21 protein-coding genes are annotated in these 24,903 nt (G+C 72.5%); 8 read left to right on the top strand and 13 right to left on the bottom strand.

The features are described 5' to 3' along the window. Positions 1-106: 106 nt before the first annotated feature. Positions 107-997, bottom strand: a complete 891-nt coding sequence (gene ilvY, locus PUR53_RS26915) for an HTH-type transcriptional activator IlvY (RefSeq protein WP_329909899.1) — start codon at positions 995-997, stop codon at positions 107-109. An 89-nt stretch (positions 998-1,086) separates the two neighbouring features. Here ilvY and PUR53_RS26910 point away from each other — a divergent pair, with 89 nt between their 5' ends. Then, the gene (locus PUR53_RS26910; RefSeq protein WP_329897796.1) at positions 1,087-2,544 is read left to right on the top strand and encodes a ketol-acid reductoisomerase; all 1,458 of its coding nucleotides are present in this window, start codon (positions 1,087-1,089) and stop codon (positions 2,542-2,544) included. A gap of 59 nt (positions 2,545-2,603) precedes the next feature. Here the strand turns inward: PUR53_RS26910 and PUR53_RS26905 are convergent, their stop codons facing one another. After that, positions 2,604-3,137: an ATP-binding protein gene (locus tag PUR53_RS26905; protein ID WP_329909897.1), complete on the bottom strand. Its 534-nt coding sequence runs from the start codon at positions 3,135-3,137 to the stop codon at positions 2,604-2,606. 275 nt (positions 3,138-3,412) lie between these two features. Further along, positions 3,413-3,736 carry a hypothetical protein gene (locus PUR53_RS26900; RefSeq protein ID WP_184898104.1) on the bottom strand — a complete coding sequence of 108 codons (324 nt, stop codon included), beginning with the start codon at positions 3,734-3,736 and terminating at the stop codon, positions 3,413-3,415. A gap of 356 nt (positions 3,737-4,092) precedes the next feature. On the opposite strand from PUR53_RS26900, the gene PUR53_RS26895 reads away from it, so the two are divergent. Further along, a complete protein-coding gene (locus tag PUR53_RS26895; RefSeq protein ID WP_329909896.1) occupies positions 4,093-5,217 on the top strand; it encodes a PLP-dependent cysteine synthase family protein in 1,125 nt (374 codons plus the stop codon). A 111-nt stretch (positions 5,218-5,328) separates the two neighbouring features. Here the strand turns inward: PUR53_RS26895 and PUR53_RS26890 are convergent, their stop codons facing one another. After that, positions 5,329-6,162: a DeoR/GlpR family DNA-binding transcription regulator gene (locus PUR53_RS26890; protein ID WP_329909895.1), complete on the bottom strand. Its 834-nt coding sequence runs from the start codon at positions 6,160-6,162 to the stop codon at positions 5,329-5,331. 292 nt (positions 6,163-6,454) lie between these two features. On the opposite strand from PUR53_RS26890, the gene PUR53_RS26885 reads away from it, so the two are divergent. Next, positions 6,455-8,974, top strand: coding sequence for a hypothetical protein (locus PUR53_RS26885; RefSeq protein WP_443080365.1), 2,520 nt, complete (start codon positions 6,455-6,457; stop codon positions 8,972-8,974). Here PUR53_RS26885 and PUR53_RS26880 read toward each other — a convergent pair. From PUR53_RS26880 to PUR53_RS26860, 5 genes are all read right to left on the bottom strand, one after another. Next, positions 8,971-10,479, bottom strand: coding sequence for an alpha/beta hydrolase (locus PUR53_RS26880; RefSeq protein ID WP_329909894.1), 1,509 nt, complete (start codon positions 10,477-10,479; stop codon positions 8,971-8,973). The genes PUR53_RS26885 and PUR53_RS26880 overlap by 4 nt on opposite strands. A 131-nt stretch (positions 10,480-10,610) precedes the next feature. Then, a complete protein-coding gene (locus tag PUR53_RS26875; protein WP_329897801.1) occupies positions 10,611-13,049 on the bottom strand; it encodes a right-handed parallel beta-helix repeat-containing protein in 2,439 nt (812 codons plus the stop codon). 111 nt (positions 13,050-13,160) lie between these two features. Further along, positions 13,161-13,784 carry an Rv1733c family protein gene (locus PUR53_RS26870; RefSeq protein ID WP_329909893.1) on the bottom strand — a complete coding sequence of 208 codons (624 nt, stop codon included), beginning with the start codon at positions 13,782-13,784 and terminating at the stop codon, positions 13,161-13,163. 238 nt (positions 13,785-14,022) lie between these two features. Then, on the bottom strand, positions 14,023-14,847 hold the full coding sequence (locus PUR53_RS26865) for an MOSC domain-containing protein (protein WP_329909892.1): 825 nt from the start codon (positions 14,845-14,847) through the stop codon (positions 14,023-14,025). Between the two features lie 54 nt (positions 14,848-14,901). Then, the gene (locus PUR53_RS26860) at positions 14,902-15,339 is read right to left on the bottom strand and encodes a DUF6643 family protein (RefSeq protein WP_329897804.1); all 438 of its coding nucleotides are present in this window, start codon (positions 15,337-15,339) and stop codon (positions 14,902-14,904) included. 321 nt (positions 15,340-15,660) lie between these two features. Here PUR53_RS26860 and PUR53_RS26855 point away from each other — a divergent pair, with 321 nt between their 5' ends. Continuing rightward, complete coding sequence (locus tag PUR53_RS26855; RefSeq protein WP_329897854.1) at positions 15,661-16,956, top strand: TerD family protein; 1,296 nt, start codon at positions 15,661-15,663, stop codon at positions 16,954-16,956. Positions 16,957-16,985: 29 nt separating this feature from the next. On the opposite strand, the gene PUR53_RS26850 is transcribed toward PUR53_RS26855, so the two are convergent. Further along, positions 16,986-18,188: a glycosyltransferase gene (locus PUR53_RS26850; protein ID WP_329897805.1), complete on the bottom strand. Its 1,203-nt coding sequence runs from the start codon at positions 18,186-18,188 to the stop codon at positions 16,986-16,988. 57 nt (positions 18,189-18,245) lie between these two features. Here PUR53_RS26850 and PUR53_RS26845 point away from each other — a divergent pair, with 57 nt between their 5' ends. Both PUR53_RS26845 and PUR53_RS26840 read left to right on the top strand, forming a co-directional pair. Further along, the gene (locus PUR53_RS26845; RefSeq protein WP_329897806.1) at positions 18,246-19,052 is read left to right on the top strand and encodes a glutamate racemase; all 807 of its coding nucleotides are present in this window, start codon (positions 18,246-18,248) and stop codon (positions 19,050-19,052) included. Between the two features lie 50 nt (positions 19,053-19,102). Next, a complete protein-coding gene (locus PUR53_RS26840; protein ID WP_329897807.1) occupies positions 19,103-19,660 on the top strand; it encodes a hypothetical protein in 558 nt (185 codons plus the stop codon). Positions 19,661-19,771: 111 nt separating this feature from the next. Here the strand turns inward: PUR53_RS26840 and PUR53_RS26835 are convergent, their stop codons facing one another. After that, complete coding sequence (locus PUR53_RS26835) at positions 19,772-20,755, bottom strand: O-antigen ligase family protein (protein WP_443078136.1); 984 nt, start codon at positions 20,753-20,755, stop codon at positions 19,772-19,774. A gap of 283 nt (positions 20,756-21,038) precedes the next feature. On the opposite strand from PUR53_RS26835, the gene lnt reads away from it, so the two are divergent. Beyond that, positions 21,039-22,655 (top strand): apolipoprotein N-acyltransferase, encoded by a 1,617-nt coding sequence (lnt, locus tag PUR53_RS26830; RefSeq protein WP_329909891.1) that lies wholly within the window; start codon positions 21,039-21,041, stop codon positions 22,653-22,655. A 67-nt stretch (positions 22,656-22,722) separates the two neighbouring features. Further along, positions 22,723-23,199 (top strand): NUDIX hydrolase, encoded by a 477-nt coding sequence (locus tag PUR53_RS26825; RefSeq protein ID WP_319244991.1) that lies wholly within the window; start codon positions 22,723-22,725, stop codon positions 23,197-23,199. Between the two features lie 230 nt (positions 23,200-23,429). On the opposite strand, the gene PUR53_RS26820 is transcribed toward PUR53_RS26825, so the two are convergent. Together PUR53_RS26820 and PUR53_RS26815 are read right to left on the bottom strand one after the other, a co-directional pair. Beyond that, the gene (locus tag PUR53_RS26820) at positions 23,430-24,440 is read right to left on the bottom strand and encodes a zinc-dependent alcohol dehydrogenase (RefSeq protein ID WP_329909890.1); all 1,011 of its coding nucleotides are present in this window, start codon (positions 24,438-24,440) and stop codon (positions 23,430-23,432) included. Further along, positions 24,433-24,864, bottom strand: a complete 432-nt coding sequence (locus tag PUR53_RS26815; protein ID WP_329909889.1) for a tautomerase family protein — start codon at positions 24,862-24,864, stop codon at positions 24,433-24,435. Before PUR53_RS26815 ends, PUR53_RS26820 begins: the two co-directional genes overlap by 8 nt. Between the last annotated feature and the right edge of the window lie 39 nt (positions 24,865-24,903).

The raw sequence follows: 24,903 nt of genomic DNA, 5'->3' as shown, positions 1-24,903 counted from the left end.
GATTCGCCGAATTAGAGGCCCGTGGCTCGTTGAAGGTTGTGCCGTCGGTGAAAAGTGAAAGCCGTAATTCCGAATGCCGCCGGGGAACGGAAATAGACAATTGCTTTTACGGGTACGCAAGTCGTCCCCCAGGTGATCGGCGGGTGAACTCGGCGGTGAGGCTCCACAGCGCTGCCACCTGTGGCCGGCGCAGATCGGACCGCCGTACGCACAGTCCGATCGGGAACGGCCGGGGAGGCGGGTCCGTGGGGATCTCGGTGAGCCGGTCGCGCACGGCGCTGTGGTCGAGCACCAGGCGGGGGACCACGCCGGTGCCGCAGCCCAGCGCGACGAGGGTCAACAGCGCCTCGTGGCCCTCCGGTTCGGCCGCCAGGTCGGGCGCGACGCCACGGGTGCGGAACCATCGGTCGGCCGCGTCGCGGACCGGACCTCGGTGGGGGAGCACAAACGGGCCGCCGAGACCGGGGTCGGGGCGGTCGTGCGCGGTGACGAACACCAGGTCCGTGGTCGCGACGGTCCGGCTCACCAGCGGCTCCGGCAGCCGTGCGGGGATGCCCGCGACCGCCACGTCCACCTCGCCCTCGTCCAGCCGGGCCAGCGCGGCCGCCGCGTCGCCGGTGCGCAGGTCCAGCCGGACCTGGGGGTGCGCCGCACGGAACGGCGTCAGCAGCTCCGGCAGCAGCGCCTGACAGGCCGTCACCGTCGCGAACACGGCCAGCCGCCCGGTGAGTTCGGCCGGATTCGGATGCTCCTCCCGGTACGCCCGCCACAACTCCAGTGCCTGGGCGGCGTATTCGCGAAAGCGATGCCCTTCGGCCGTCAACGAGACACCCCTCGGCCCCCGGTCGAGGAGCCGGTGCCCGAGGTCGGACTCCAGCCGTTGCACGGTCCGGGTCAGCGTCGCCGGGCTGACGTGGCAGTCGAGGCTGGTCCGGCCGAAGTTCAGCGTCCCGGCCAGATGGAGGAAGAGCCGAAGCTCGCGATGATCGTCCCGCACCCGGCCCACCTGCGCCTTTCGTTTTCCGCAACACTCCGCTGCACAGGTTGCGCTTGTCGCAACACTCGCCGGGACCCTACAACTCCACCATGACCACCTCCACTGTCTTCGCCCTCGAAACCATGGACGTGCCCGGCGGCACCGAGACGATCCTGCGCGGCGGCCGCCATCTGTTCCCGCTGCTGCCCGAAGCCTTCGCCGGTGTCCGGCGCATCGGGGTCGTGGGCTGGGGGCCGCAGGGCCGGGCCCAGGCCCGCAACCTGCGCGACTCCCTCGCCGGCACCGACATCACCGTCTCCGTCGGACTGCGCCCCGGCTCCGCCTCGGCCGCCGACGCCCGCGCCCACGGTTTCACCGAGGAGGACGGCACCCTCGGCGACTGGCTCGCCGTCACCGCCGAGAGCGACCTCGTCATCCTCCTGATCGCCGACGCCGCTCTCGCCGCCCACCACCGGGAGATCTTCGCCGCCCTGAAGCCCGGCGCCACCATCGGCCTCTCCCACGGCTTCCTCCTCGGCCACCTCCGGGCCACCGGCGGCGACTTCCCACCCGGCCACGGCGTCATCGCCGTCTGCCCGAAGGGGATGGGCGACTCGGTCCGTCGCCTCTACGAGCAGGGCGCGGAGATCAACGGCGCCGGGATCAACAGCAGTTACGCCGTCCACGCCGACCCCGACGGCCGTGCGACCGACCGCGCCCTCGCCTGGTCGGTCGCCCTCGGCTCCCCGTACACCTTCCGTACCACCCTGGAGAGCGAGTACCTCTCCGACATCGTCGGCGAGCGCGCCGTCCTGCTCGGCGCCGTCCACGGCATCGTCGAGAGCCTCTACACCCGTCACCGGCTCGCCGGTGACGACGAGGTGACCGCGTACGAGCGTTCCTGCGAGACCATCACGGGCCCGATCGCCCGCACCGTCTCCCGCGCCGGACTCCGCGCGGTCCGCGACGGCCTCGACGCGGCCGGCCGGGACGTCTTCGACCGCGCCTACACGGCCACCTACGGGCCCGCCCGCGAGATCGTCACCGAGATCTACGACGAGGTCGCCGACGGCACCGAACTGCGCGGCGTCGTCCTGGCCGAACGCCGGCTCGGCGCCCGCCCGATGAGCGGGATCGGCGGCTCACCGATGTGGTCGGTGAGCGCCCGGGCGCATGCCCGCCGGGGCGAACGCGACCTCCCCGTCGACCCGTTCGCCGCAGGTGTCTTCGTCGCCACCATGACCGCGCAGATCGACGAGTTCGTCGAGCGCGGCCACCCCTGGTCGGAGATCGTCAACGAGTCCGTCATCGAGGCCGTCGACTCCCTCCTGCCCTACATGCACGCGCGGGACGTCGCGTACATGGTCGACAACTGCTCCCGCACAGCCCGCCTCGGCGCCCGCCGCTGGGGCCCCCGCTTCCAGGCCGCCTACGAGCAGATCGCCTACCCCGCCGCCGAACACCCCGCCGACCGGGCCCTGTTGGCGTCCTTCGCCGCCCACCCCGTGCACGAGGCGCTGGCAGCGGCGGCGAAGCTCCGGCCGTCGGTGGACATCTCGGTGGCCTGACCCCGGAAGAGTCGCCGGGCACGGGCCCGGCGACTCCCGAGGGGAGGGTCACCGCCCGGTCAGCCTGCGACGGCCGACCGGGCGGGAGCGTGTTCGGACCTGCGCCCGCGCGCGGCGGGCCTGCGTCCGGTGTCGTACGGCTGTGCGGCATCGAGCGTCAGGCCGGTGTCGTACGGCGAGATCTTCGGTACCGCGGCCGAGGAGGCCGGCAGGGTGAACCACACGACCTTCCCCGTCTCGGCGTGCGGTCGCACACCCCAGCTCTCGCTCACGGCGGCGACCATCGCGAGCCCTCGGCCGCAGGTGGCGAAGGGATCCGCGTCCTGGACGACCGGGAGACGGGGGTCGTGGTCGTGCACCGAGACCGTGAGGCGGCCGAGGAGCAACTCCATCTCCACAATGCACGTCTTGTCCGGTTCGGCGTGCCGGTGGACGTTGGACAGCAGCTCGGTAACCCCGAGTGCGGCCCGCTCTATCAAGGGATCCAGATGCCAGTAGCGCAATTGCGCAGATACGATTCTGCGGACCTGGCCGATCCGCGACGGCAGGGCTTGGAGCTCCACCGTGCAGTGCCTGCTTTGCTGGCTGATCACGGCTGCGACTCCCCGAATTGAGTCCGGAAGAAGATCGGAGTACGGATCCAGCGAGGTGGCTGGGCGAAAAACGCCGCCTGCTGTGGTGCGGCCGCCTACGACTGCCGCCTGGTGTGGGCGGAGGCCGGAGCCGCCGCCTGCTCGTGGGGTGGCTGTCGGCGACCGCCGCCCGCTGACGTGGCCGGCGGGCTGGTTCGCAGCGTTATCGCCGGTAAACCCAGAGTGACGTGAGACCAGAGTGACCCAGGGGACCCGGTCCCGCAACTCGCGGTTCGTCAGCCGCTGCGACCGGCCGCCCTGCGCACCGCCTCTATGAACCGGCGCGCGGACGGCGGACCGGGCTTGCCCGGAGCGGGGTCGTGCTCGTTCAACGTGAGCGTGTAGCGGGTGCCGTTGACATCGGCCAACGCCCGGTCCTCGTTGGCGAACCAGGGCTTCGAGGCCCGGACCGCCTGGACCGGCGCGCTGTCGATCTCGCTGCCGTAACTGGTGAGCAACTGCAGTCGGCCGTCCTCGATCCGGACCTGCCCCGCCCGGGTGAGCTGCCGCAACCTCTTCCCGATCCGCACGCCCGTGGCCGTGAACTCCGGCTCGGCCATGTACCCCGCCCCCTAGTGCGCTTCGGCTGTGCCCTGTCGTCCGATCCGTCGCGGACCGTGATCCAGTGTGCCCGAGGTCGTCTCCCCCTGGACGGCCCCGGCGGCGTCGGATCGGCCCGTGCGGTGAAGTCTGCACGTCCCCCGCGTCGAGCACCAGTGCGCACGGAGGACCGGGGGCGGGGTTCCGGCGCATGCGCGGCATGCGCCCCCCATGCGCCCCGCGCACCCTTGCCACAGGAGTCCCTTTGAGGGGCTCAAAGGCACGTTTATGCAGGTGAGAAGCGTGCGGAAGGTGTCTATCATCGGGACGTCCGACGCCGCGATCCGCCGTCGGCGCAATGCGTGAGGAGCACGCCGTGAGCACCGCCCACCCCACCCGTCCAGGCGCCACCCTCGACGTCGATCACAGCGACACCGAGTACCGCGGCTGGCTCAAAGAAGCCGTGCGCAAGGTCCAGGCCGACGCCAACCGCTCCGCCGACACCCATCTGCTGCGCTTCCCGCTGCCCGAGAGATGGGGGATCGACCTGTATCTCAAGGACGAGTCGACCCATCCCACCGGCAGCCTGAAGCACCGACTCGCCCGCTCCCTCTTCCTCTACGGCCTGTGCAACGGCTGGATCCGGCCGGACCGTCCCGTCATCGAGGCCTCCAGCGGCTCCACGGCCGTCTCCGAGGCGTACTTCGCCAAACTGATCGGCGTACCCTTCATCGCCGTCATGCCCCGCACGACCAGCGCCGAGAAGATCCGGCTGATCGAGTTCCACGGCGGCCGCTGCCACTTCGTCGACGACTCACGGAAGATGTACGAGGAGTCGGCCCGTCTCGCAGTGGAGACCGGCGGCCACTACATGGACCAGTTCACCTACGCCGAGCGGGCCACGGACTGGCGCGGCAACAACAACATCGCCGAATCCGTCTTCCGCCAACTCCGCCTGGAGCGTTTCCCCGAGCCCGCCTGGATCGTCGCCACCGCCGGCACCGGCGGCACCTCCGCGACCATCGCCCGCTACGTCCACTACATGCAGTACGACACCCGCATCTGTGTCGCCGACCCGGAGAACTCCTGCTTCTTCGAGGGCTGGACCACCGGCGACCCCGACGTCACCTGCGACTGCGGCTCCCGTATCGAGGGCATCGGCCGCCCCCGCATGGAGCCCAGCTTCGTCCCCGGCGCCGTCGACCGCATGATGAAGGTCCCCGACGCGGCCAGCGTCGCCGCCGTCAGAGCGCTGGAGAACGCGATCGGCCGCAAGGCGGGCGGCTCCACCGGCACGGGCCTGTGGAGCGCCCTCAAGATCGTCGCCGAGATGGCCGCCGAGGGCCGCCAGGGCAGCGTGGTCACCCTCCTGTGCGACCCGGGCGACCGCTACCTCGACAAGTACTACTCGGACGAGTGGCTGGAACAGCAGGGCCTGGACATCGAGCCGTACGCGACGGCGATCGACAGGCTGCTGACGACGGGCGAGTGGACGGACTGAGGGCGCCCTTGGTCCTGCCGTGCACTTCCGCGCCCTTTCAGGGGCGCGGGGAACTGCGCGACCAGCCATCATCAACCCGCAGCCGAAAGCCGTCCCCGCACACAACGGCGCTCAGTCGTCCAAGCCGTCGTCGACGTCTTCCCCCGCCACCACCAACCGCCGCAGATGCTCGGAGATCTCGGCCCGCGCCTGCGCGGCCAACCCCGCGTCGGTCACCAACGTGTCCACCTGCTCCAGCGCGGCGAACGAACTCAGCCCCACCGTCCCCCACTTGGTGTGGTCGGCCACCACCACGACCCGTCGCGCCGACTGCACGAGACGCCGGTTCGTCTCGGCCTCCGCCAGGTTCGGCGTGGACAGACCCGCCTCGACCGATATCCCGTGCACACCCAGGAACAGCACATCGAAGTGGAGCGCCGCGATCGCCTGATCGGCCACCGGCCCCACCAGCGAGTCGGACGGCGTCCGCACCCCACCGGTGAGCACGACGGTCGCCGCCCCCTGCCGGGGGCCGGTCGTGCGCTGGGCGGCGTGGAAGACGTCGGCGACCCGCACCGAGTTGGTGACCACGGTCAGATCCGGCACGTCCACCAGACGATGCGCCAGCGCGTACGTCGTCGTGCCGCCCGACAGGGCGATCGCCGAGCCCGGAGCCACCAGCTCCGCCGCCGCCCGTGCGATGTCCTCCTTGGCGCTCAGCTCCAGCCCGGACTTCGCCTCGAACCCCGGCTCGTGCGTGCTTGCCTCGGCCACCGGCACCGCGCCGCCGTGCACCTTCTCCACCGCGCCCTGACGGGCCAGCGCGTCCAGATCGCGGCGCACGGTCATGTCCGACACACCGAGTCTGCGCGTCAGCTCATTGACCCGGACCCCGCCCCGTCGTCGTACCTCGTCGAGGATCAGGGCTCGGCGCTGCTCCGCGAGGAGGTTCTGGTTCTCACTCACGCTCGCTCCGGTCCTCTCGCCCCATCACGCCCGACACGCCTTCCCTACCCCCTCCGACAAGGACATTTCCCCGCCCCCGGTCCCGAGGACGTCCCATATTCGCACGCTCTGCCACCGGTGACGCCACTCCCCGCACGGCCGCGCGCACGTCACGCTCCGTTCCTCGCGCCCGCCACTATCACACGGATCGAGGAGATTCGGTGATCACAGGTGTATGACGCCCGATCCGGGGCGATCATCAGTGCCTGCACCTCACACCTGACTTGCGGCGCATCACGGGGGAAGCGGAACAGTGGATCGTGCGAGGGAACATACGGCACATACGGAACCCGGGGAACAGCCAGCACCGCAGGACAGCGGCCCACCCACGCATTCCGGCCGTTCCACGACGGACGCGACCGCCCTCGAACTCCTCGTCCACGGCGTCGGCGGCACCACCCCCGAACGCATGCTCGACGATCCGCGTACGGTCCGCGTCACCGGCGACGACACGGCCGCGGTCTTCCGGCGCATCGACGACGCCGACGCCGAGAGACGCCCTGCCGACTATCGCGGCAAGCCCGTCCCTGAGGCCTACGTCTGGTGCAACCTCACCTCCGGGAACAGCTCGCGTGCCCTGTGGCTGTTGCTGCTGCCGTTCATGGTCGTCAACCTCGCGCACTGGATGCGCCCCACCACCCGCGGCCGCCGCAGCACAGTCCGTCTCTACGGGCTCCTGGTCCGCCTGGCCGGCCTGACCCTGACCGTGCTGCTCGTCGCGGCGGCCTGCGAGGTCGCACTCGACCTGACCGCCTGGCAGTGCGCGGGCGCACGCGCGTGCGCGGAGGCGCACACCTGGCTCGGGTTCCTCTCCCCGGACGTCTCCGACGGGGGCTGGTGGAGTCAGCCCGGCCGCCGTCTCGCCGTGGCGGCCGTGGCGCCCACCGCGCTGACCGGTCTCCTGTGGTACCTCTCGCACCGCACCTGGAGCGAGTACGAGTCCCAGCGCCCCATGGACCGGGACGACGACGGCCGCCCCGAGGACGAGAAGGCGGCACCCGACGGGCCCGAGGCCGGCGCCGCGGCACACCTCGCACCCGACGTCGAGGACACGGCCCGCGTCGCCCTCGGCCGACCCGGCTTCTGGTACGGCCGCCGACTCGTCGCCAGGCTCCGCGCCGCCCACGCGGCGGCCGGGTTCCTCACCGTCGCGGCGGCCGTCGGCACCTCGGCGGCCCGCCACGACCGCCGAGCGGGCGGACCGGCCCTCCTGGAGTTGCTGGGCTGGCTGCTGAACTCGGCCCTCGTGGTGCTGGCGGTGATCGTGGTCTGGGTGGTCTGCCGCAGAGGCCGCAGCGAGCGGCGCCTCGACAAGCACCTCGACGAGAACGTGGTCCGGCTCCTGCCCTCCTCCGCGATTGCCGTGCTCGTCCTGGCCGTGGTGTACGCCGGGTGGTCGCGCCCCGGCTGGCGGTCGACGGGTCGGCTGCCGGGCGACCTGACCTTCGGCGGGATCACCCTGGTGCAGGGCCTGCTCGTCATCGCGCTCGGCGTGGTCGCCCACACGCTCCACCGGTCGCGTCCCGACCCACGCACCGCCATGTACGGTCTGGCCGGCCCCGCCGTCGCGATGCTCGCCTGCGCGCTCGGTGGCGTGATGTCCGCGGGTGTCGCCCAGCGCGTCGCCGACTGGTTGGGCGGCACCGACGACGCCCTGTCCGGCCCACCCGTCGTCCTGACCTGGCAGGCCTCCGGCATCCCGCCCCTCCTCCTGGTCCTTGTCACCCTCCTCGCCTGGCTGGCCCACCGCACCTGGGTGCTGCGCCGGGCGGAGACGGAGGCTGTCGAGCGGGAGTACGGCCTGGTGGGAGAACGGCCGCAGGAGCAGGTCGAGGGGCTGCCGGGCCCGGACGAGGGGCGGGACCGGGACAGCGTGCCGCCGGACGAGGAGCATGAGGCGCACGACGCCGGGCGTACCCGCCGTATCGCGCGGACCCGCGCCATGGCGGCCCTCACCGACCGGGCGCCCCGGATCGTCGCCGTCATCTCCACCGTGACGCTGCTGCTCGGCGCCGCCGCCCTCACCGGTGCCCTGGTGACGGGCGAGACACCGGCGAGGGCGGCGCGGGGCTCGCACGACTTCGTCGAGGGAGCCGCCCAGACCGCGCAGGCGCTGGGGTCCTGGCTGATCGGCGTCGGCTTCCTGCTGTTCGTCACCTGGGGGCGCCGGGCCTACAAGGACGCCTCCGCACGGCGCACGATCGGCATCCTCTGGGACGTGGGCACCTTCTGGCCCCGCGCCGCACACCCGTTCGCACCGCCCTGCTACGCCGAGCGGGCCGTACCCGACCTGACCTGGCGCATGGCCACCTGGACCCGCACCACCGGCGGCCGGCTCGTCCTCTCCGGCCACTCCCAGGGCAGCGTCCTCGCCGCGGCCGCCGCCTGGCAGCTGGCCCCGTCGGTCCGCAGCCGTGTCGCGCTGCTCACCTACGGCTCACCGTTGGAGCGGCTGTACGGTCGCTGGTTCCCGGCCCACTTCGGCCCCGAGCCGCTCGCCGCCCTGCACCGCGAGGTCGACTGCTGGCGCAATCTGTACCGCCGCACCGACCCCATCGGCGGCCCCGTGCGCCTGACGAGCCGGCACGGTCCGCAGGTCGACGCGGAGCCCTTCATGGACCCGCTCGCCTACGGCCGCACCGGCGCCCACCCGCTGCCCGCCCCGATCCTCGGCCACTCCGACTACCAGGCGGACCCGGCCTTCGTGGCCGAACGGAAGCATCTGCTGGACCGACTCGGCACCGAACTGCCGGGCCCGCGCACCTCGCCCTAGTCCGGGCAGACGACATCCCGCGCGGGGCGCTCGCCCGTGGTCAGGAACGTGGTCACGGCACGGTTGCCGCAGGCGTTGCCCGTCCCCAGATAGACGCCGTGACCGCCCCGCTCGACCGTGACGAGCCGCGCCCGGTCACCGAAGGCGTGACGCATCCGCAACGCGCCGACGTACGGGGTGGCCGGGTCCCGTCGGTTCTGGATCATCAGGATGTTGGACGGCCCCCGGTCGGTGAGCCGGGTGGGCTTGTCGGCGGGGGTGTCCTTCCAGAAGGCGCAGGGAAGGATGTTCCCCGGCAGGCCGGCCGTGAGCGGATACCGCGCCCGGTTCGCGGCCACCGCCCGCTCGTACCCGGCCACCGACCGCGGCCAGCGCACGTCGTTGCAGATCACGGCCATCGTGACGGCGGCGTCCTCGTCGCCGAGCGGCCCGGCGACCTCCGGCGGCAGCACCGGGGTCGCGCCCGGCGTCATGGCCGCCCGCATCAGCCCCGCCAGCCGGGGGAAGGCGGCGTCGTTGTAGAGGGCGTCGTACATGACCTGCCTCAACACGTTGCCGGTGAGCGGCACGCCCGGCGTCGTCGACTCCCTCGGCGCGCGGTCCAGCTCCGCCGCCAGGGAGAGGAACAGCGGCCGGATCTCCTCGGTCCGCCGGGCGAGCCGCAGGCCTTCCGCCGCACGGGCCGGGTCGGCGGCCCAGGCCGCGAAGTCCGGGAACCGGTCCTCCGCCCCGACCGCCATGTTCGCCACCCAGGCCCGCTCCACCCGCCGGGGATCGGGATCGTCGTTGCTGTCCAGCACCCAACGGTCGGTGCGCTGCGGGTACTTCTGCGCGTACACGGCACCGACGTAGGACCCGTACGAGACGCCGTACGCCGACAGCTTCTCCTCGCCCAGGGCCTGGCGCAGCCGGTCGATGTCGCGCACCTCGTTGGCGGTGCTGAAGCTGCGCAGCACCGCACCGCCGTTGCGGGCGCACGACTCGGCGGTGCGACGGGAACGGGCGACGTTCTCCGCGATACCGCCGTCCGGCGCGGGCCAGGGCCGCAGGGTCACCAAGTGCCGGTCGGCGGCCGGGAGTTCACAGGACGCCCGGGTGCTGGCGCCCACGCCGCGCGGGTCGAAGCTGACGATGTCGTACGTGGCGCCGAGTTCCCGGCGCAGTGCCTCGCCCTGCCGGGTGAGCCGGGCGATGCCGGAGCCGCCGGGCCCGCCGGGGAGCACGAGCAGGGTGCCGCGTCGCGCCTCCGGGCGCTCACTGGGCAGCCGGGACACCGCGATGCTCAACCGGGGGCCGTCGGGGGCCCGGTAGTCGACCGGTACCGCCAGCTCGGCGCACTCCTGGCCGGCCGGACCGCCCGGTTGCACACAGGGACGCCAGGAGAGCGCGGTCGAGGAGGAGGACGAGGACGAGGAGGCGAGGGCCGGGGCCGTGGCCGTCAGCACGGTGCCGACGACCGAGGCGGTCAGGGCGAGGACCAGGACGTTTCGCGTGCGGATTGTCATGGCCCCATGCTGTCCAGGCGGCCACTGCCGCCCCATCCGGCAGCCCGGTCACCCGGGAGTGGGGTTTGCCCCCGGCCCCCGGACCTGCCGACCCCCGGCCCGCAGATCTGCGGGCCCCGTCGACGGCGGAGCTACGGCAGCTCCGGCAGGTCCTCCGCGTACAGCAACGTCAGGTCGTCCGTGCTCGGTTCGTCGACCTGGGCGACCCGGCTCGCGTGCCGCTCGACCATCGCCTCGAAGGTCTGCCGCGCGGTACGGCCGTTGCCGAAGGCAGGGCCCTTGGGGAGGGCGGTGAAGTACTTCAGCAGGGCGTCGCCCGCGCCCGGCGCCAGCCGGTACTCGTGCTCCTCGGCCTGCTGCTCCACGATCCGCAGCAGTTCGTCGGGGACGTAGTCGTCGAAGGTGATGGTCCGGGAGAAACGGGACGCCACACCGGGGTTGACGGTGAGGAACCGCTCCATCTCGGCCGTGTAGCCCGCGACGATCACCACGACCGCGTCGCGGTGGTCCTCCATCAGCTTCACCAGCGTGTCGATGGCCTCCTTGCCGAAGTCCCGTCCCGAGTCCTCCGGCGACAGCGCGTACGCCTCGTCGATGAACAGCACACCGCCATGGGCCCGTTGGAAGGCTTCCTGGGTGCGGATCGCGGTGGAGCCGATGTGCTCGCCGACCAGGTCCACCCGGGACACCTCGACGAGATGTCCCTTCTCCAGGACACCGAGCGAGGCCAGGATCTCGCCGTAGAGGCGGGCGACCGTGGTCTTGCCGGTGCCGGGGGAGCCCGTGAACACCAAGTGCCGTTTGACCGAGGCCGCCTTGAGGCCGGCCTGCTGGCGGCGACGGCCCACTTCGATCATGTCGGTGAGGGCGCGGACCTCGCGCTTGACGCTGTCCAGGCCGACCAGCGCGTCGAGTTCGCCGAGGACGGCCTTCGAGGTCCGCGTCGACGGCTCGGGCTCCACCGGGGGTACGGCGGCCGGCGGCTGTCCGGTGGTGCGCTGCCCCGGGATCGAGCCGAGCAGGCCGGGCGACGGGGCCGTGGTCTGGGTGGCCGTCTCCCGGGTGGCCGGGGGACGTACGCCCGCGCTCTCGTCGCTGGCACAGTCCTCGACTACCGGCCCGCCGCCGACGGCGCCGGGGCCGCCGTCCGCGAACTCGTAACCACCGCGCGCGCAGCGTTCCGTACGGCATTTGCGCAGGGTCGCGCGGCAGCCGTCGATGATGTGGAAGCCGTAGCCGCCGCTGCCCGTGACCCGGCAGTCGAGGAAGCTGCCGCGGCCCTCGGCGGAGACATAGAAACCCGCCTCGGCGGGCGAGGTCACCGTGCAGCGTTCGATGGTCGGGTCGGCGCCCTTGGTGACGATCACACCGGTCTGGGTGCCGTCCACCGTGCAGCCGTTGAGGGTGCCGCCGCTGCCGTGGTCGCGGAACCAGGCGCCCGTGGCGGCGTCCCGGATCCGGCAGTCGTCGAGCTGCGCGGTGGCCCCGTCGCTCACGGACACCGCCGTGTTGCGCACCTGCGACAGGTCGCTGTCGACGACGTCCGCGCGGGATCCCCGGTCCAGCACGAACAGCGCGTCCGGCACGTCGTGCACCCGGCAGGACTCCAGCACGGCCGTCGCGCCGTCGCTGACCCAGACCGCCGGGTAGTCGCCGGTGCTGTCGAAGATCTCGCACTGGTTGGCGTCCACCCGGGTGCCCGGGTCCCAAACCGACAGGCCGTTGCGCCCGAACTGCCGGACCGAGGTACGGGTCAGGGTGAGGACGGAGCGCGAGCGGAGGTCCACCGCGTTCTCCGGGATGTCGTGGATGCGGCAGTCCGCGAGGGTGAGCACGGCGTCCGTGTCGAGGGTGACCCCGTCGGCGGTCGTCCGATGCACATCGCAGTCGGTGAGATGGGCCGTGGCCCGCCCGGTGATCTGCACACCGCTGCCGCGGACCTCGTAGACCTCGCAACCGACGGCCTCCAGCGAGGAGTTCTCCCCGGTCGCCGTCAGGCCCGAGCCCGACGTGTGGTGGACACGGCATCGCTCCAGCCGTGGATGGCCGCCGCCGCGCACCGCGACACCGGCCTGGCCGGCCGCGACGACCTCGCACTCCTCGAACACACCGCCGCCGCCGTCGACCACGGCGATGCCGATGCCGGCCGGGTTGTCGACCGTGCAGCGTCGGACCGTGGGGCGGGCGCCGCCGCGTACCTCGATACCGGCGGCGGAGCGGGTGACGATCCGCAGGTCCAGCAACTCCGGTGTGCCGTCCTCGACGAGCAGCGCGGGCGCCGCGGCGTCCTGCCCCTCCACGTGCAGATCCTGCACGACGGCCGAGGCGGAGACGGTCAGCGGTACGCCGTCCGCGGGCGCGATGCGCACCGAGCCGGGCGAACCCTCCGGACCGCGCAGCGTGATCCCCCGCTGCACCACGAGGTTCTCCCGGTAGGTGCCCGGAGCGACGATGAGCACGTCGCCGTCGCTCGCGGCCTCCAGGGCCGCGGCGAGCGACGAGTACTCACCCGTGCGGCGCCGCCACCGCGATGTACCGGTGTGCGTCACCTGGACCGTGCCCTGTGCCATGGCGTTGCTGTGCCCCCACCTCGTGGAACGCGGGTCGATGCCGAACAGTTCGGCTGGTCGGTCCACCGTAGCGTGCGCGGGCAGGGGGAGTTGACCGGAGTGCGAAGGCGGTCAGCTGCCCGCGCCCGTCCTGCCCCAGTCCGGCCCGGCCTTGTCCCATGCCTGGTCCCAACGGGTGTAGCGGTGGCGGATCATGCGCCAGACGATCAGCCGTCTGACGCCCTCGACGAGTCCCGCGGCGAGCACCGTGGCGCCGAATCCGGCCAGGACAGCGTGGGTTGTCGCGGTGGCGGTGTCCAGGGGGCGCCCCACCGTACGACCCTGGCCGTCCGTCCACAGCGTGAAGTGGTCGCCGGGCTGCGGTGTCTTGAGGTTCGCCATGACCGTGCCGTGGCGCGGGGTGCCGTCCGGGCCGGTCCAGTCGGCGACGACCCGGCTCTGCCGGTCGCGGGTCGTGGCGGTCTCCGGGTCCGGGTCCAGCGGGGAGCCGTCGACCTTCTTGACGACCGTGGCCGTGACGCGGTGGCGGCTCTGCTGCTGGTCGCGCACGGCCTGTTGCAGGGCACTCTGGGCGGTGGTGCCGACGACGGCGCCGATCAGTGGCGCGGCGACGAGGATCAGCACGAGGGCCGCGAACGCCAGCCAGGCCTCGACCAGATCGGTCGTCCGCCGCAGCGGGTTGTGACGCCAGCGCCACAGCCCGCCGAACGCCCGTAGTCCACCGATCGCCCGCACTCGCCCCACACCCCCTTACGCGTCCGTGATAGTCCCAGGCGGAGCCGTCCACGCGCGGTCCCGGTCAAGAGAGAGCGAAATCACCCTCCCGTCGGCCTTCTCATGAACTTCTCACAAAGACCCAACGGTCGGACCCGCGGCGTGTGTTCCCTGTACACGAACCGAATCGTAGGAGATTGAATTTTCAAGAGGCGGGGGTTGTCTCAGGACCGCCCGGAACTCATCGGGATCGAACTCGCTATTCGAGTACCCGGACCGGATCGCCGACCCGTACCGTGCCCGGGGATTCCGGGACGAGGTTCTGCCCGAAGACCAGCTTGTCGCCGAAACGGCGGTGGCGCGCCAGGGTGCGCAGCGGCTCACGACCGCGCTCGGCGGTGTCCTGGTCGGTGGTGGTCACCACGCACCGGCCGCACATCTTGGCCACCCGGAAGCACACCTCGCCGATGGCGACGCGCCGCCAGCCGTCCTCGGCCCAGGCAGGTGCGCCGTCGACGACCACGTTCGGCCGGAAGCGGCTCATGGGCAGTGGGCCCTCCTCGGCGTGGTCGCCCTGGGCGACCAGGTCGTTGAGCGCGGCCAGCGAGGCGAGCGTGGTGAGCAGCAGCGGATAACCGTCGGCGAAGCTGACGGTCTCGCCGGGGCGGGCGTACTCGGGGTCGATCGGGCGCCGCGTCGCCGGGTCGTCGAGGTGGACGAGGCGCACGGGGATGCCCAGGTAGTCGCTGAACCAGGTGTGCGCGGCGGCCTCGGCCGGGACGCCCTCCACCTTGTCCCGCCAGATCTCCACGGTGGTCGTGTCGGTGGGCGCGGGCACCGGGACAGTGAGCGGCTCGCGGCCGGGCGCGGACAGCAAGAGACCGCCGCCGGGCAGCAGCCCGGCGGCGGCCAACGCCAAACGCGGATGCGGACGTTGAGTGATGACCTTGCCCGAGTCGTCGACCAGCACCCAACGGCGGTCGCCCGCCAGCCCCCAGGGCTCCACGACGGCCTCGTCCGGGGCGAAGCCCCGGGCCGCCTTCAGCGGGTGGACATGGATCGAGTGCAGTGACGGATTCCCCATGGGGTCATCCTGCCAGCAGGCTGTGACAACCCCACACGAGACGTTCCAAATGCCTCAGTACCCGCGGTACTGCTGGCCGTTGTACGGGTCCTGCTGGTACGGGGCAGCCGGGGCCGGGCGCGGTGCCGCCGGGCGCATGGCCTCGTAGCCCGCCATCGGACGTTGTTGTTGCTGCTGTGGCTGGGCGCCCGGGTAGCCGCGCGGCCCCGCGGCCTGCTGCGGGATGTACGCGTTCGGCGCCTGCTGGAGCGGCGAAGGCTGCTGGGCCTGCGGATAGCCGTAGGCGGGCTGGGAGGGACCGGCCGGCAGCGCGGGCAGCGCCGACGGGAGGGCGGGCAGGTTGCTGCCCGGGGTGTCGTACTGGGCGGGTACCCGGATCGGGGCGATCTGAGGGGTTCCCCGCTCGGCGACGAGAGAGTCGTAGATCGGGGTGTCCGCGAAGGACGAGGCGGAGTAGTAACCGCCGCCGTAGGTGGAGCGGGGGGAGGTCATGGGACATAAGTTAAGCCCACGATGTGCTGGTTGGGGAGACCGATAAGAGGGTTGTTTTCCGTGTCGGCCGTGACGCCGGATCCCCAATGCGAGCGAACTCGGCGAAAAAGGGCAGCAAAGCGCGTTCTGATCGTGTAAAGGGCGAGTTCCCAGTGGGTTACCGGCGGTTGGCCAAGGATCTTTCGGTACGGGTTCTGGGGGTTCCGGGGCCCGGGGGAATAGGTTGGGCCGACAACGGATCCGGCCGGATCCGACGGACTGCGGGGGACGCGGCCCGGTGACGATCTTCTGGATGACCTTCTGATGGGGGCGGACATGTCAATGCCGAAAGGATCGAACACCGCGGTACCGACGGCCGGGCTGCGCGTGGAACTGGGCTGGCGCTCCGGCCCGGGTGTGCCCGACGCCGACGCCTCGGCGCTGTTGCTCGTCGGCGGAAAGGTGCGCTCGGACGCCGACTTCGTCTTCTACAACCAGCCCGCGCACTCCTCCGGCGCCGTCCGGCACGAGGGCAAGCGTGACGCCGGCGGGCAGGTGACGGACTCGCTCCTCGTCGACCTCGCGCGCGTGGAGCCGGCCATCGAGACCGTGGTGGTGGTCGCCTCGGCCGACGGAGGAACGTTCGGGCAGGTGCCCGGACTGTACATCCGGGTGCTCGACGAACGGGCGGGCACCGAGGTGGCCCGCTTCGACAGCGCGGACGCCGGCGCCGAAACCGCTTTCGTCCTCGGGGAGTTCTACCGTCGCCAGGGCGCCTGGAAGTTCCGCGCCGTGGGCCAGGGCTACAGCACCGGGCTCGAAGGCCTCGCCGGCGACTACGGCATCACCGTGGACGAGCCCCAGCACGCGGCCGCACCGACGCCCACGCCGGCCCCCGTCGCCCCGCCCGCGCCCGTCGCCCCGCCCGTCACCGTGCCGCCGCCGGTGACGACCGCCCCGCCCCCGCCTCCGGCCCCGCCCGCGGCGGCCCCGGCCCCCGTCCGCCTCACCAAGGTGACGCTCACCAAGGAGGCGCCGTCGGTCTCCCTGACCAAACAGGGCGGCACATCCGGCGCCATGCGCGTGAACCTCAACTGGGAGGTGCGCAAGCAGTTCAAGGGATGGGGCAGCAAACTGGGCCGGGCCGTCGCCATGCACGCGGACCTCGACCTCGACCTGTGCGCCCTGTTCGAACTCTCCGACGGCAGCAAGGGAGTCGTCCAGGCACTCGGCAACGCCTTCGGCTCCCTGCACCAGCCGCCCTTCATCCACCTCGACGGCGACGACCGCACCGGAGCCGTCAGCAGCGGCGAGAACCTCACCGTCAACCTCGACCACAAGCAGTACTTCCGGCGCGTCCTCATCTTCGTCACCATCTACGAGGGCGCCCGCTCCTTCGCCGATCTGCACGCCACCGTCACCCTCCAGCCGCAGCACGGCGCACCCATCGACTTCTCGCTCGATGAGTGCACCGTCCCCTCCACCGTCTGCGCCCTCGCCCTCATCACCAACCAGGGCGGCGACCTCATCGTCCAGCGCGAGGCCCGCTACCTCGTCCCCGAGCGCGGGGTGAGCCCGCAGCGCACGGTCGACTACGCCTACGGATGGGGCATGAACTGGACCCCCGGCCGGAAATAGCGGCCTCCGTACGACGGAGGGGTTCCGCTTTAGGGGAGAGGTTCCGGTGCGGGACCCTGGCTCTCGTCCGGGAGCGGATCCGGGCGGGTGTAGGTGCGGCCCTTCCAGGCCGCACCGCGCCCCCGGTGGTGCCGCACCGCCGAGTCGACCGTCATCAGCAGATAGAGGAACGCGGTGAACGGCAGCAGGGGAGCGAGGCCCACCGGCTGACCGTAGTGGCGGAGCATCGGCAGGTAAGTCGCCGTCATCAGCAGCCAGGCCAGCCCGCCGAGCAGCGCTGTCGCCGGGTCGGCCACGACCAGGCCCGCCACCAGCGCGACCGGCGGGACGAGATAGACCAGCGCCAGGCCGAGAACCGTTCCGGCGAGCAGCAGCGGGCTGTGCAGCAGTTGGGCGTAGGCGCTGCGGGCGACCATGTCCCACAGGTCGCGCAGCCGGGGGTAGGGCCGCACGCTGTCCACGCGCTCCGCGAGCCCCAGCCAGATGTGACCGCCACTCCTCTTGACCGCGACGGCCAGCGCCACGTCGTCAATGACGGACTGCCGGATCGCGTCCGGAATCCGTGCCCGATCGGCGGCCTCGACGCTCAGCAGCACACAGCCGCCCGCCGCTGCCGCCGTGCGCGAACCCCGTACGCCGATCCGTCGGAACGGATAGAGCTGGGCGAAGAAGTACACGAAGGCGGGCACGACCAGCCTCTCCCACCCGCTCTCGGTACGCAGCCGGGCCATCTGGGAGACCAGGTCGAAGCCCCCGGTGCGCGCTGCCGCCACCAACGCGCGCAGACTGTCCGGGCGATGCGCGATGTCGGCGTCCGTCAGCAGCAGGAACTCGGGGCCACGCGCGCGTGCCAGCGTCATGCCGTGCCGGACGGCCCAGAGCTTGCCCGTCCAGCCTGCGGGCGGCTCCCCGGGCGAGGACACGGTCAGGGGCAGGCCGCCGAACCGGCGGGACAGCTCACGGGCCAGGTCACCGGTCCCGTCCGAGCTGCCGTCGTCCACCAGGAAGACCTCGGCCCGGCCGGGATAGTCCTGGGCCAGCAGCGACGGCAGGCTCTCCGGCAGCACGGCGGCCTCGTCACGGGCGGGGACGACGACACAGACGTCCGGCCAGTCGTCGGGGTCCCGGCGGGGTGGCAGGCGCACATCCGTGCGCCAGAAGAAGCCCTGGCCGAGCAGCAGCCATACCCAGGCGGCGAGTGATCCGGCGGCGGTCCACGCGATGGCGCTCACGCCCGCAGTCTGCCCCACCGGAGCGGCCCCACCGAGGCCATCGTCTATCGTGGCCGGGTGAAGATCGCGCTCATGGACTCCGGTATCGGTCTGCTCCCCGCCGCCGCCGCGGTACGGCGGCTGCGGCCCGACGCGGATCTCGTGATCTCCTCGGACCCCGACGGCATGCCCTGGGGCCCGCGCACTCCCCAGGACCTGACGGAGCGTGCTCTCGCGGTCGCCGAGGCGGCGGCCGCCCACCGGCCCGACGCGCTGATCGTCGGCTGCAACACCGCCTCCGTGCACGCCCTGCCCGCCCTGCGCGCCCTCCTCGAACCGGGTCTGCCGGTGATCGGCACGGTCCCGGCGATCAAGCCGGCCGCGTCCGGAGGCGGCCCCTTCACCATCTGGGCGACACCCGCCACCACCGGCAGCCCCTATCAGCGCGGCCTCATCGAGGAGTTCGCCGACGGCGTCCCGGTCACCGAGGTGCCCTGCTGGGGACTGGCCGAAGCGGTGGAGCACGCCGACGACGCGGCGATCGACGCCGCCATCGCCGCGGCCGCCGCGCTGACACCCGGCGACGTGACGACCGTCGTCCTGGGCTGCACCCACTACGAACTCGTCGCCGAACGCATCCGCGCGGCCGTCCAGCAGCCGGGCCTCCCGCCCCTCGTCCTGCACGGCTCCGCCGGCGCCGTGGCCGCGCAGGCGCTGCGCCGTATCGGTGAACTGCCGAAGCCCGAGGCCGACTGGACCGGATCGACGCTGACCGTCCTCCTCAGCGGCCGCGAGGGCTCGTTGCCCGCCCCGGCGCTGGCCTACGAGGAGGGTCGGCTGCTCGCCACGGCGGGTGCGGCGCGCGTCGTCCAGGCGGACCGGTAACGGTCTGCGACCAGGTGCCCGCGCAGCGGAACCTGAGTACTCTCAAAGCCATGAGGGACCACCCCCACGGCGAGCCGGGCACCCCCGAGGGCCCGCACCCCGAGGTCTGGACCGGCCGCGCGACCAATCGCGGCCAGTGGCTGCTGGCACTCGGCGGCGCCGCCTGCATGGCACTCGGCATCGAACTCGCGGTCGACTCCGCGTGGGCGTCCGGCGTCGCCCCGCTCGTCATGTCCGTCGTCGGCTGCATCGCGGCCGGACTGCTCGTCCTCTTCGGCACGCTCGCGTTCGTGCACGTCTCAGTGAAGGTCGACAAGGACTGCCTCGAGGTCCGCTGCGGCCACATCGGCGTGCCGCGCCGCCGCATCCCCCTGTCCCAGGTCGCCGACGCCGCCTTCGCCCCGTGCGTCACGCCCCACCAATGGGGCGGCTGGGGCTACCGCTGGCGGCCCGAGAAGGGCACCGCCGTCGTCGTACGACGGGGTGAGGCCGTGGTGCTGAGCCTCTGGGACGGTCACACGTTCACGATCACCGTGGACAACGCGGAGACGGCCGTGAACGTCATCCGCGCCCGGCTCACCCCGAAGGCGTCCGACGCCACGCACTGACGCCTCCGCGCCCGCCGAACCGCGCCGGGCGCGCACCCCGGACGCCGCTCGCTTCCTCCACGGAATCCGTCAGCCGGGCCCTGGTTGTCTCGCCCCGGCGGTCGTCCCGCCCTAGCGGTGGTCGAGGTCCGGTGCCCTGCCGGGCTCCCCTTCCGGCAGGGGCCATGCCGTCGCCATCCCCGCGAGCAGGCCCGCGCCCGCCGTCACCGTCGTGAAGCTCAGCGCGTTGCCCACGGCGGCGATCACGGCCACCGCGGTCAGGGCCGCGCCGGCGGTGAGGACCACCGGTGTGGAGCGCGGGGTCCGCCACAGGACGTAGAGGACCCAGCCGAACACGGCGGCGAGCAGGGCGACCCCGACGAGCCCCTGTTCGGCCGCCAGCTGCAGGGGCGCCGAGTGGGGCCGGGCGTCGCCCGACAGTGACTGGGCGACCGTCGGGCTGAGCTCCCCGAAGCGGCCCGGTCCCGCGCCGAGCAGCGGATCGTCGTGGACCAGGCCGAGCGCGTCGTGCCACAGCAGGATCCGGTGCGGGGTGAGCTGCCCCTCCAGCGAGTCGGTCAGTCCGGCCGGCAGGGCGTTCTCGGCGACGGCCCAGACCGTCGCCGTCACCAGGGCCGTGGCGACGGCCAGCCCCACGAGGCCGAGGCCCCGGCGCATCCGGGCCGCCGCGAGCGAGCACAGCACCACCCCGGCGCACGCGGCGAAGCCGGTGGTCGAGCCGAGCACCGCCGCGGTCACCGCGATGCCGCAGGCCAGCAGCCGCAGGGCCAGCCTCAGGGCCGGCGGGCGGGCCGCCCAGGCGGCACAGCAGGCGGCACCGGCGGCCAGGACCAGCAGCGCGGCCGTCGCGCCGGTGTGCCCGAGCGGTGAGACCAGCGGCGAGCCCGTCATGGTGTGCGGGTCGGTGACCGCCAGACCGATCCCGGCCAACGCGCCGGCGGACGGTGCCACCACCGGCAGCAGGGCCCCGCAGATCCGGCCCGCCGCGTAACCGGCCGCCACCGCGAGCACCGCCAGCAGCACCCCCTCCGGACGGCCGCCCCGCGCCGCCGCCGTGATCAGCGACCAGGCCGCGCACGCCCCGAGCATGAGCACACCCGTGACATCGGAGACGTTCCGTCTCTCGTGCGAGGCCGACGCTCCGGCCGCGGACTCCGTCCCCGTGGACCCCAACGTGTCGCCCCCCGACTGTGCCGGGCCTCGACCGCCAGGACCACATCCGGCCGCACGTCAGAGGCTCGCGCACACCGTAACGGGTGATGCGCCGGTTTGTGGACGAGTTATGCAGGAACGATGCGGCCGGTGGGAGACAATAGCCTCAGCCCGGACGCACAGGCCGCGCTGTCGGCGCCGGGGTGACGCGCCGTACACTCCCCGAGTGACCGTCACCGCCACTCCCGTAGACGAGCCGGAACAGCTCGAACCCCAGGCCACGCCCGTGTCCCGGGTGTCCCGATGGGTCGACCGGCTCCTTCCGGCCGTCGCCGCGGCCCTCTCCGGGGTGCTGCTCTATGTCAGCTTCCCGCCCCGCACCCTGTGGTGGCTGGCCCTGCCGGCCTTCGCGGTCTTCGGCTGGGTGCTGCGCGGACGGAGCTGGAAGGCGGGCCTCGGTCTCGGCTACCTGTTCGGCCTCGGATTCCTGCTGCCGCTGCTGGTGTGGACCGGCGTGGAGGTCGGTCCCGGTCCGTGGCTCGCGCTGGTCGTGATCGAGGCGGTGTTCGTGGCGCTCGTCGGCGCGGGCGTCGCCGTCGTCTCCAAGCTGCCCGGCTGGCCGGTGTGGGCCGCCGCCCTGTGGATCGCCGGCGAGGCGGCACGCGCGCGTGCCCCCTTCAACGGGTTCCCGTGGGGCAAGATCGCCTTCGGCCAGGCGGACGGTGTCTTCCTGCCCCTGGCCGCTCTCGGCGGCACACCCGTGCTCGGCTTCGCGGTCGTGCTGTGCGGCTTCGGGCTGTACGAGGCGGTTCGGCTGCTCGTGGCGAACCGGCGCACCGGAGAGGCCGTACGCCGGGGCACCGCGGCCGTGGCCGCGCTCTCCATGGCCGCACCCCTGGTGGGCGCCCTCGCCTCCCGCGCGCTGGTGAGCGACGAGGCCGAGGCCGGCACGGCCACCGTGGCGGTCATCCAGGGCAACGTCCCGCGCCTGGGGCTCGACTTCAACGCCCAGCGACGGGCCGTGCTGGACTACCACGCCAGGGAGACCGAGCGGCTGGCCGCCGAGGTGAAGGCCGGCAAGGTCGCCCGGCCCGACTTCGTGCTCTGGCCGGAGAACTCCTCCGACATCGACCCCTTCGCCAACCCCGACGCCCGCACGGTGATCGAGGATGCGGCCACCGCCATCGGTGCCCCCATCTCCGTCGGCGGCGTGGTGGAGCGGGACGGCAAGCTCTACAACGAGCAGATCCTGTGGGACCCCGAGAAGGGCCCCGTCGACACCTACGACAAGCGGCAGATCCAGCCGTTCGGCGAGTACCTGCCGCTGCGGTCGCTGATCGGCGCAATCAACAGCGAGTGGACGTCCATGGTCCGCCAGGACTTCAGCCGGGGCACCGAGCCCGGTGTGTTCACCATGGACGGGGCGAAGGTCGGACTGGTCACCTGCTACGAGGCCGCCTTCGACTGGGCCGTGCGCTCCGAGGTCACCGACGGCGCGCAGCTGATCTCGGTGCCGAGCAACAACGCCACCTTCGACCGCAGCGAGATGACGTACCAGCAGCTCGCGATGTCCCGGGTCCGCGCCGTCGAACACAGCCGCACCGTCACCGTCCCGGTGACCAGCGGTGTCAGTGCGATCATCATGCCGGACGGCAGGATCACCCAGAAGACCGGAATGTTCGTCCCGGACTCTCTGGTGCAGAAGGTGCCGCTGCGCACCTCCGAGACGCCCGCCACCCGGGTCGGTATCGCGCCCGAGATGCTGTTGGTGCTGGTCGCGGCGGGTGGCCTCGGCTGGGCGATCGCGGCCGGTGTGCGCGGGAGGCGCGCCGGTGGCGTGTAGCCGTACGCCTCGCGTGCGCGCCCTGGATGAGGCGGAGTGAGGGGACCGGCCCGTTAGGGTCGGCTCCATGGCTACCCCTGATTTCATCCGCACACTCCGTGCTTCCGCCGGCAACCAGCTCCTCTGGCTCCCCGGAGTCACCGCCCTCGTCTTCGACGACGAGGGCAGAGTGCTGCTGGGCCGTCGGTCCGACAACGGCAAGTGGTCGCTGATCGGCGGCATCCCGGACCCGGGGGAGCAGCCGGCGGCCTGTGCCGTGCGGGAGGTCGAGGAGGAGACGGCGGTCCGGTGCGTGGCCGAACGGGTCGTCCTCGTACAGGCGTTGGAACCGGTGCGGTACGACAACGGGGACGTCTGCCAGTACATGGACACGACGTTCTACTGCCGTGCCGTGGGCGGGGAGGCACGCGTCAACGACGACGAGTCCCTGGACGTCGGCTGGTTCTCGCTGGACGCCCTGCCGCCGGATCTGAGCGAGTTCGCGCTGTTCCGCATCAAGCAGGCCATGTCCGACACGGTCACCTGGTTCGACCCCACGGTCTGAGCCCGCAGGAGGGGGCGGCGGAGGCCGGGTCCGGAGGCGCCGAGCAGGCGCCCCCGCCGGGCGGGCCGTGCGCGCGGCCCGGCCCCGCCCGCCGCCGGCGTCGACGTACTCGAAAGGACCAGGGCTACTTCTTCTACGTCCGCCGGTGGCAGCCCGGTCAGTCCGGTGGTCGGTCTCGCCGTCCTCGATGAAGCACCGGCTCCATGAACTCGCCCACCCCGCGGAGCGGGTCACCCGGCGGCGCGGACGAAGACCGGCTTGAGGTGTTTCTCGGGGAGCGCCTCGGGGAGGTGTTCCCAGTCGAGGACGTGGGAGACGACGCGCGCCGGGTCGACCTTGCCTGAGCGGGCGAGGTCGAGCGCGTCGGGGATGTGGGCGCGGACGTTGTCGCGGGCGACGCGCAGGGTGACGCCTGTGAGGTACATGTCGAGCAGGGGCAGTTCGCCGGGGCGGAAGTGGTTGCCCGCCGACTCGCAGACGCCTTCCGGGGCGAGGCACTTGACGGCGAGGGCGAGTTGGTCGACGCGGCCGGTGGCCTCGACGGCGAGGTCGAAGCCGTGCGGGACGGGCTCGACCGTCTCGGCGGTACGGGCGCCGAAGCCCTCGGCGAGCTGCCGGTGCGCGGGGTCGGGGTCGACGTAGAGCACGTCGGAGGCGCCGAGCGCCCGGGCGATGTCGCACACGTAGAGGCCGATGCTGCCCCGCGCGACGACCAGGACACGGGCGCCGGGACGGTTCGTGAGGTGGGGTGCGACCAGGCGCCAGGAAAGCGACCAGTTGTCGCTCGCGGAGGCCATGGCGACGGGGTCGAGGCCGGCGGGCAGGGGAACCAGCATGGCCTGCGCGTACGGCACGCGGACCAGGTCGGAGAAGAGGCCGCCCCAGGTGCCGCCGATCGGCGCCCCGTACATCGCCATGTGCGGTACGGCCGTGCAGTGCGCGGTGAGCCCGGCCCGGCAGTGGTCGCAGGCTCCGCAGTTGATGGACCAGGGCACGACGACCAGGTCACCGGGGGCCACGGTGGTGACGGCGTCGCCGGTCTCCACGACCCGTGCCACGCACTCGTGTCCCAGGGCGAAGGGCGGCTCGATGAAACCGTGACCGGCGAGGATCGCGGAGTCCACGTCGCACGGGGTGGCGGCCACCGGCGCGACGATCGCCTCCGCGTCGGAGCGCAGTTCCGGGTCGGGGGCCTCGCGCCACTCGACGGTGCGGCGGGCCACGTAGGTCAGTTCACGCATCGGTCCGCTGCCCCTTCGCCAGGGCCACGAGGTCGGCGAAGCGGACGACGGAGCCGCCCGCGCCCCAGGTGCCGTCGGGCTGCTCGTGCACCAGCACCCACACCCGCGGGGCCTCGGTCGCGGGCAGTCCGGCGGCTTCGAGGACGGTCCCGGTGGCGTCCTCGACCAGCCCGGCCCGGCGTCGCTCGGACAGCGCCCCCTGCGGAACGGTCACCTCCACGAGGAAGCGCGGTGCGTCGTCCTCTGCCGTGGTCTGCGCCCCTTCGGGCAGCTCGACCAGATAGCTCCACGCCTGGGCGCGGAAGAACGCGGTGTCGGGCGCGCCCTCCCGGCGCAGCAGCACGGCGGCGAGTTCGCGCTGGACCTTCTCGCGGCCGGCCTCGGTCAGTGAACCGGTCGGGGCGGTGAGCCGGATCATCGGCATGGCGAAGTCCCTTCGGGGGGTGGGTCGTCGGGATGGATC

This window comes from Streptomyces sp. SP18BB07 (assembly GCF_036322545.1).
GTDB lineage: Bacteria > Actinomycetota > Actinomycetes > Streptomycetales > Streptomycetaceae > Streptomyces > Streptomyces deccanensis.
The sequence above is the reverse complement of the archived record's forward strand: the minus strand, read 5'-3'. Positions and strand labels throughout refer to the sequence as shown.

Excerpts from the sequence above, each read along its gene's own strand:
- PUR53_RS26910 (WP_329897796.1), top strand. The coding sequence starts at position 1,087 with ATGACCACCTCCACTGTCTTCGCCCTCGAAACCATGGACGTGCCCGGC.
- PUR53_RS26900 (WP_184898104.1), bottom strand. The coding sequence starts at position 3,736 with ATGGCCGAGCCGGAGTTCACGGCCACGGGCGTGCGGATCGGGAAGAGG.
- PUR53_RS26880 (WP_329909894.1), bottom strand. The coding sequence starts at position 10,479 with ATGACAATCCGCACGCGAAACGTCCTGGTCCTCGCCCTGACCGCCTCG.
- PUR53_RS26875 (WP_329897801.1), bottom strand. The coding sequence starts at position 13,049 with ATGGCACAGGGCACGGTCCAGGTGACGCACACCGGTACATCGCGGTGG.
- PUR53_RS26865 (WP_329909892.1), bottom strand. The coding sequence starts at position 14,847 with ATGGGGAATCCGTCACTGCACTCGATCCATGTCCACCCGCTGAAGGCG.
- PUR53_RS26860 (WP_329897804.1), bottom strand. The coding sequence starts at position 15,339 with ATGACCTCCCCCCGCTCCACCTACGGCGGCGGTTACTACTCCGCCTCG.
- PUR53_RS26855 (WP_329897854.1), top strand. The coding sequence starts at position 15,661 with ATGCCGAAAGGATCGAACACCGCGGTACCGACGGCCGGGCTGCGCGTG.
- PUR53_RS26840 (WP_329897807.1), top strand. The coding sequence starts at position 19,103 with ATGAGGGACCACCCCCACGGCGAGCCGGGCACCCCCGAGGGCCCGCAC.
- PUR53_RS26825 (WP_319244991.1), top strand. The coding sequence starts at position 22,723 with ATGGCTACCCCTGATTTCATCCGCACACTCCGTGCTTCCGCCGGCAAC.
- PUR53_RS26820 (WP_329909890.1), bottom strand. The coding sequence starts at position 24,440 with ATGCGTGAACTGACCTACGTGGCCCGCCGCACCGTCGAGTGGCGCGAG.
- PUR53_RS26815 (WP_329909889.1), bottom strand. The coding sequence starts at position 24,864 with ATGCCGATGATCCGGCTCACCGCCCCGACCGGTTCACTGACCGAGGCC.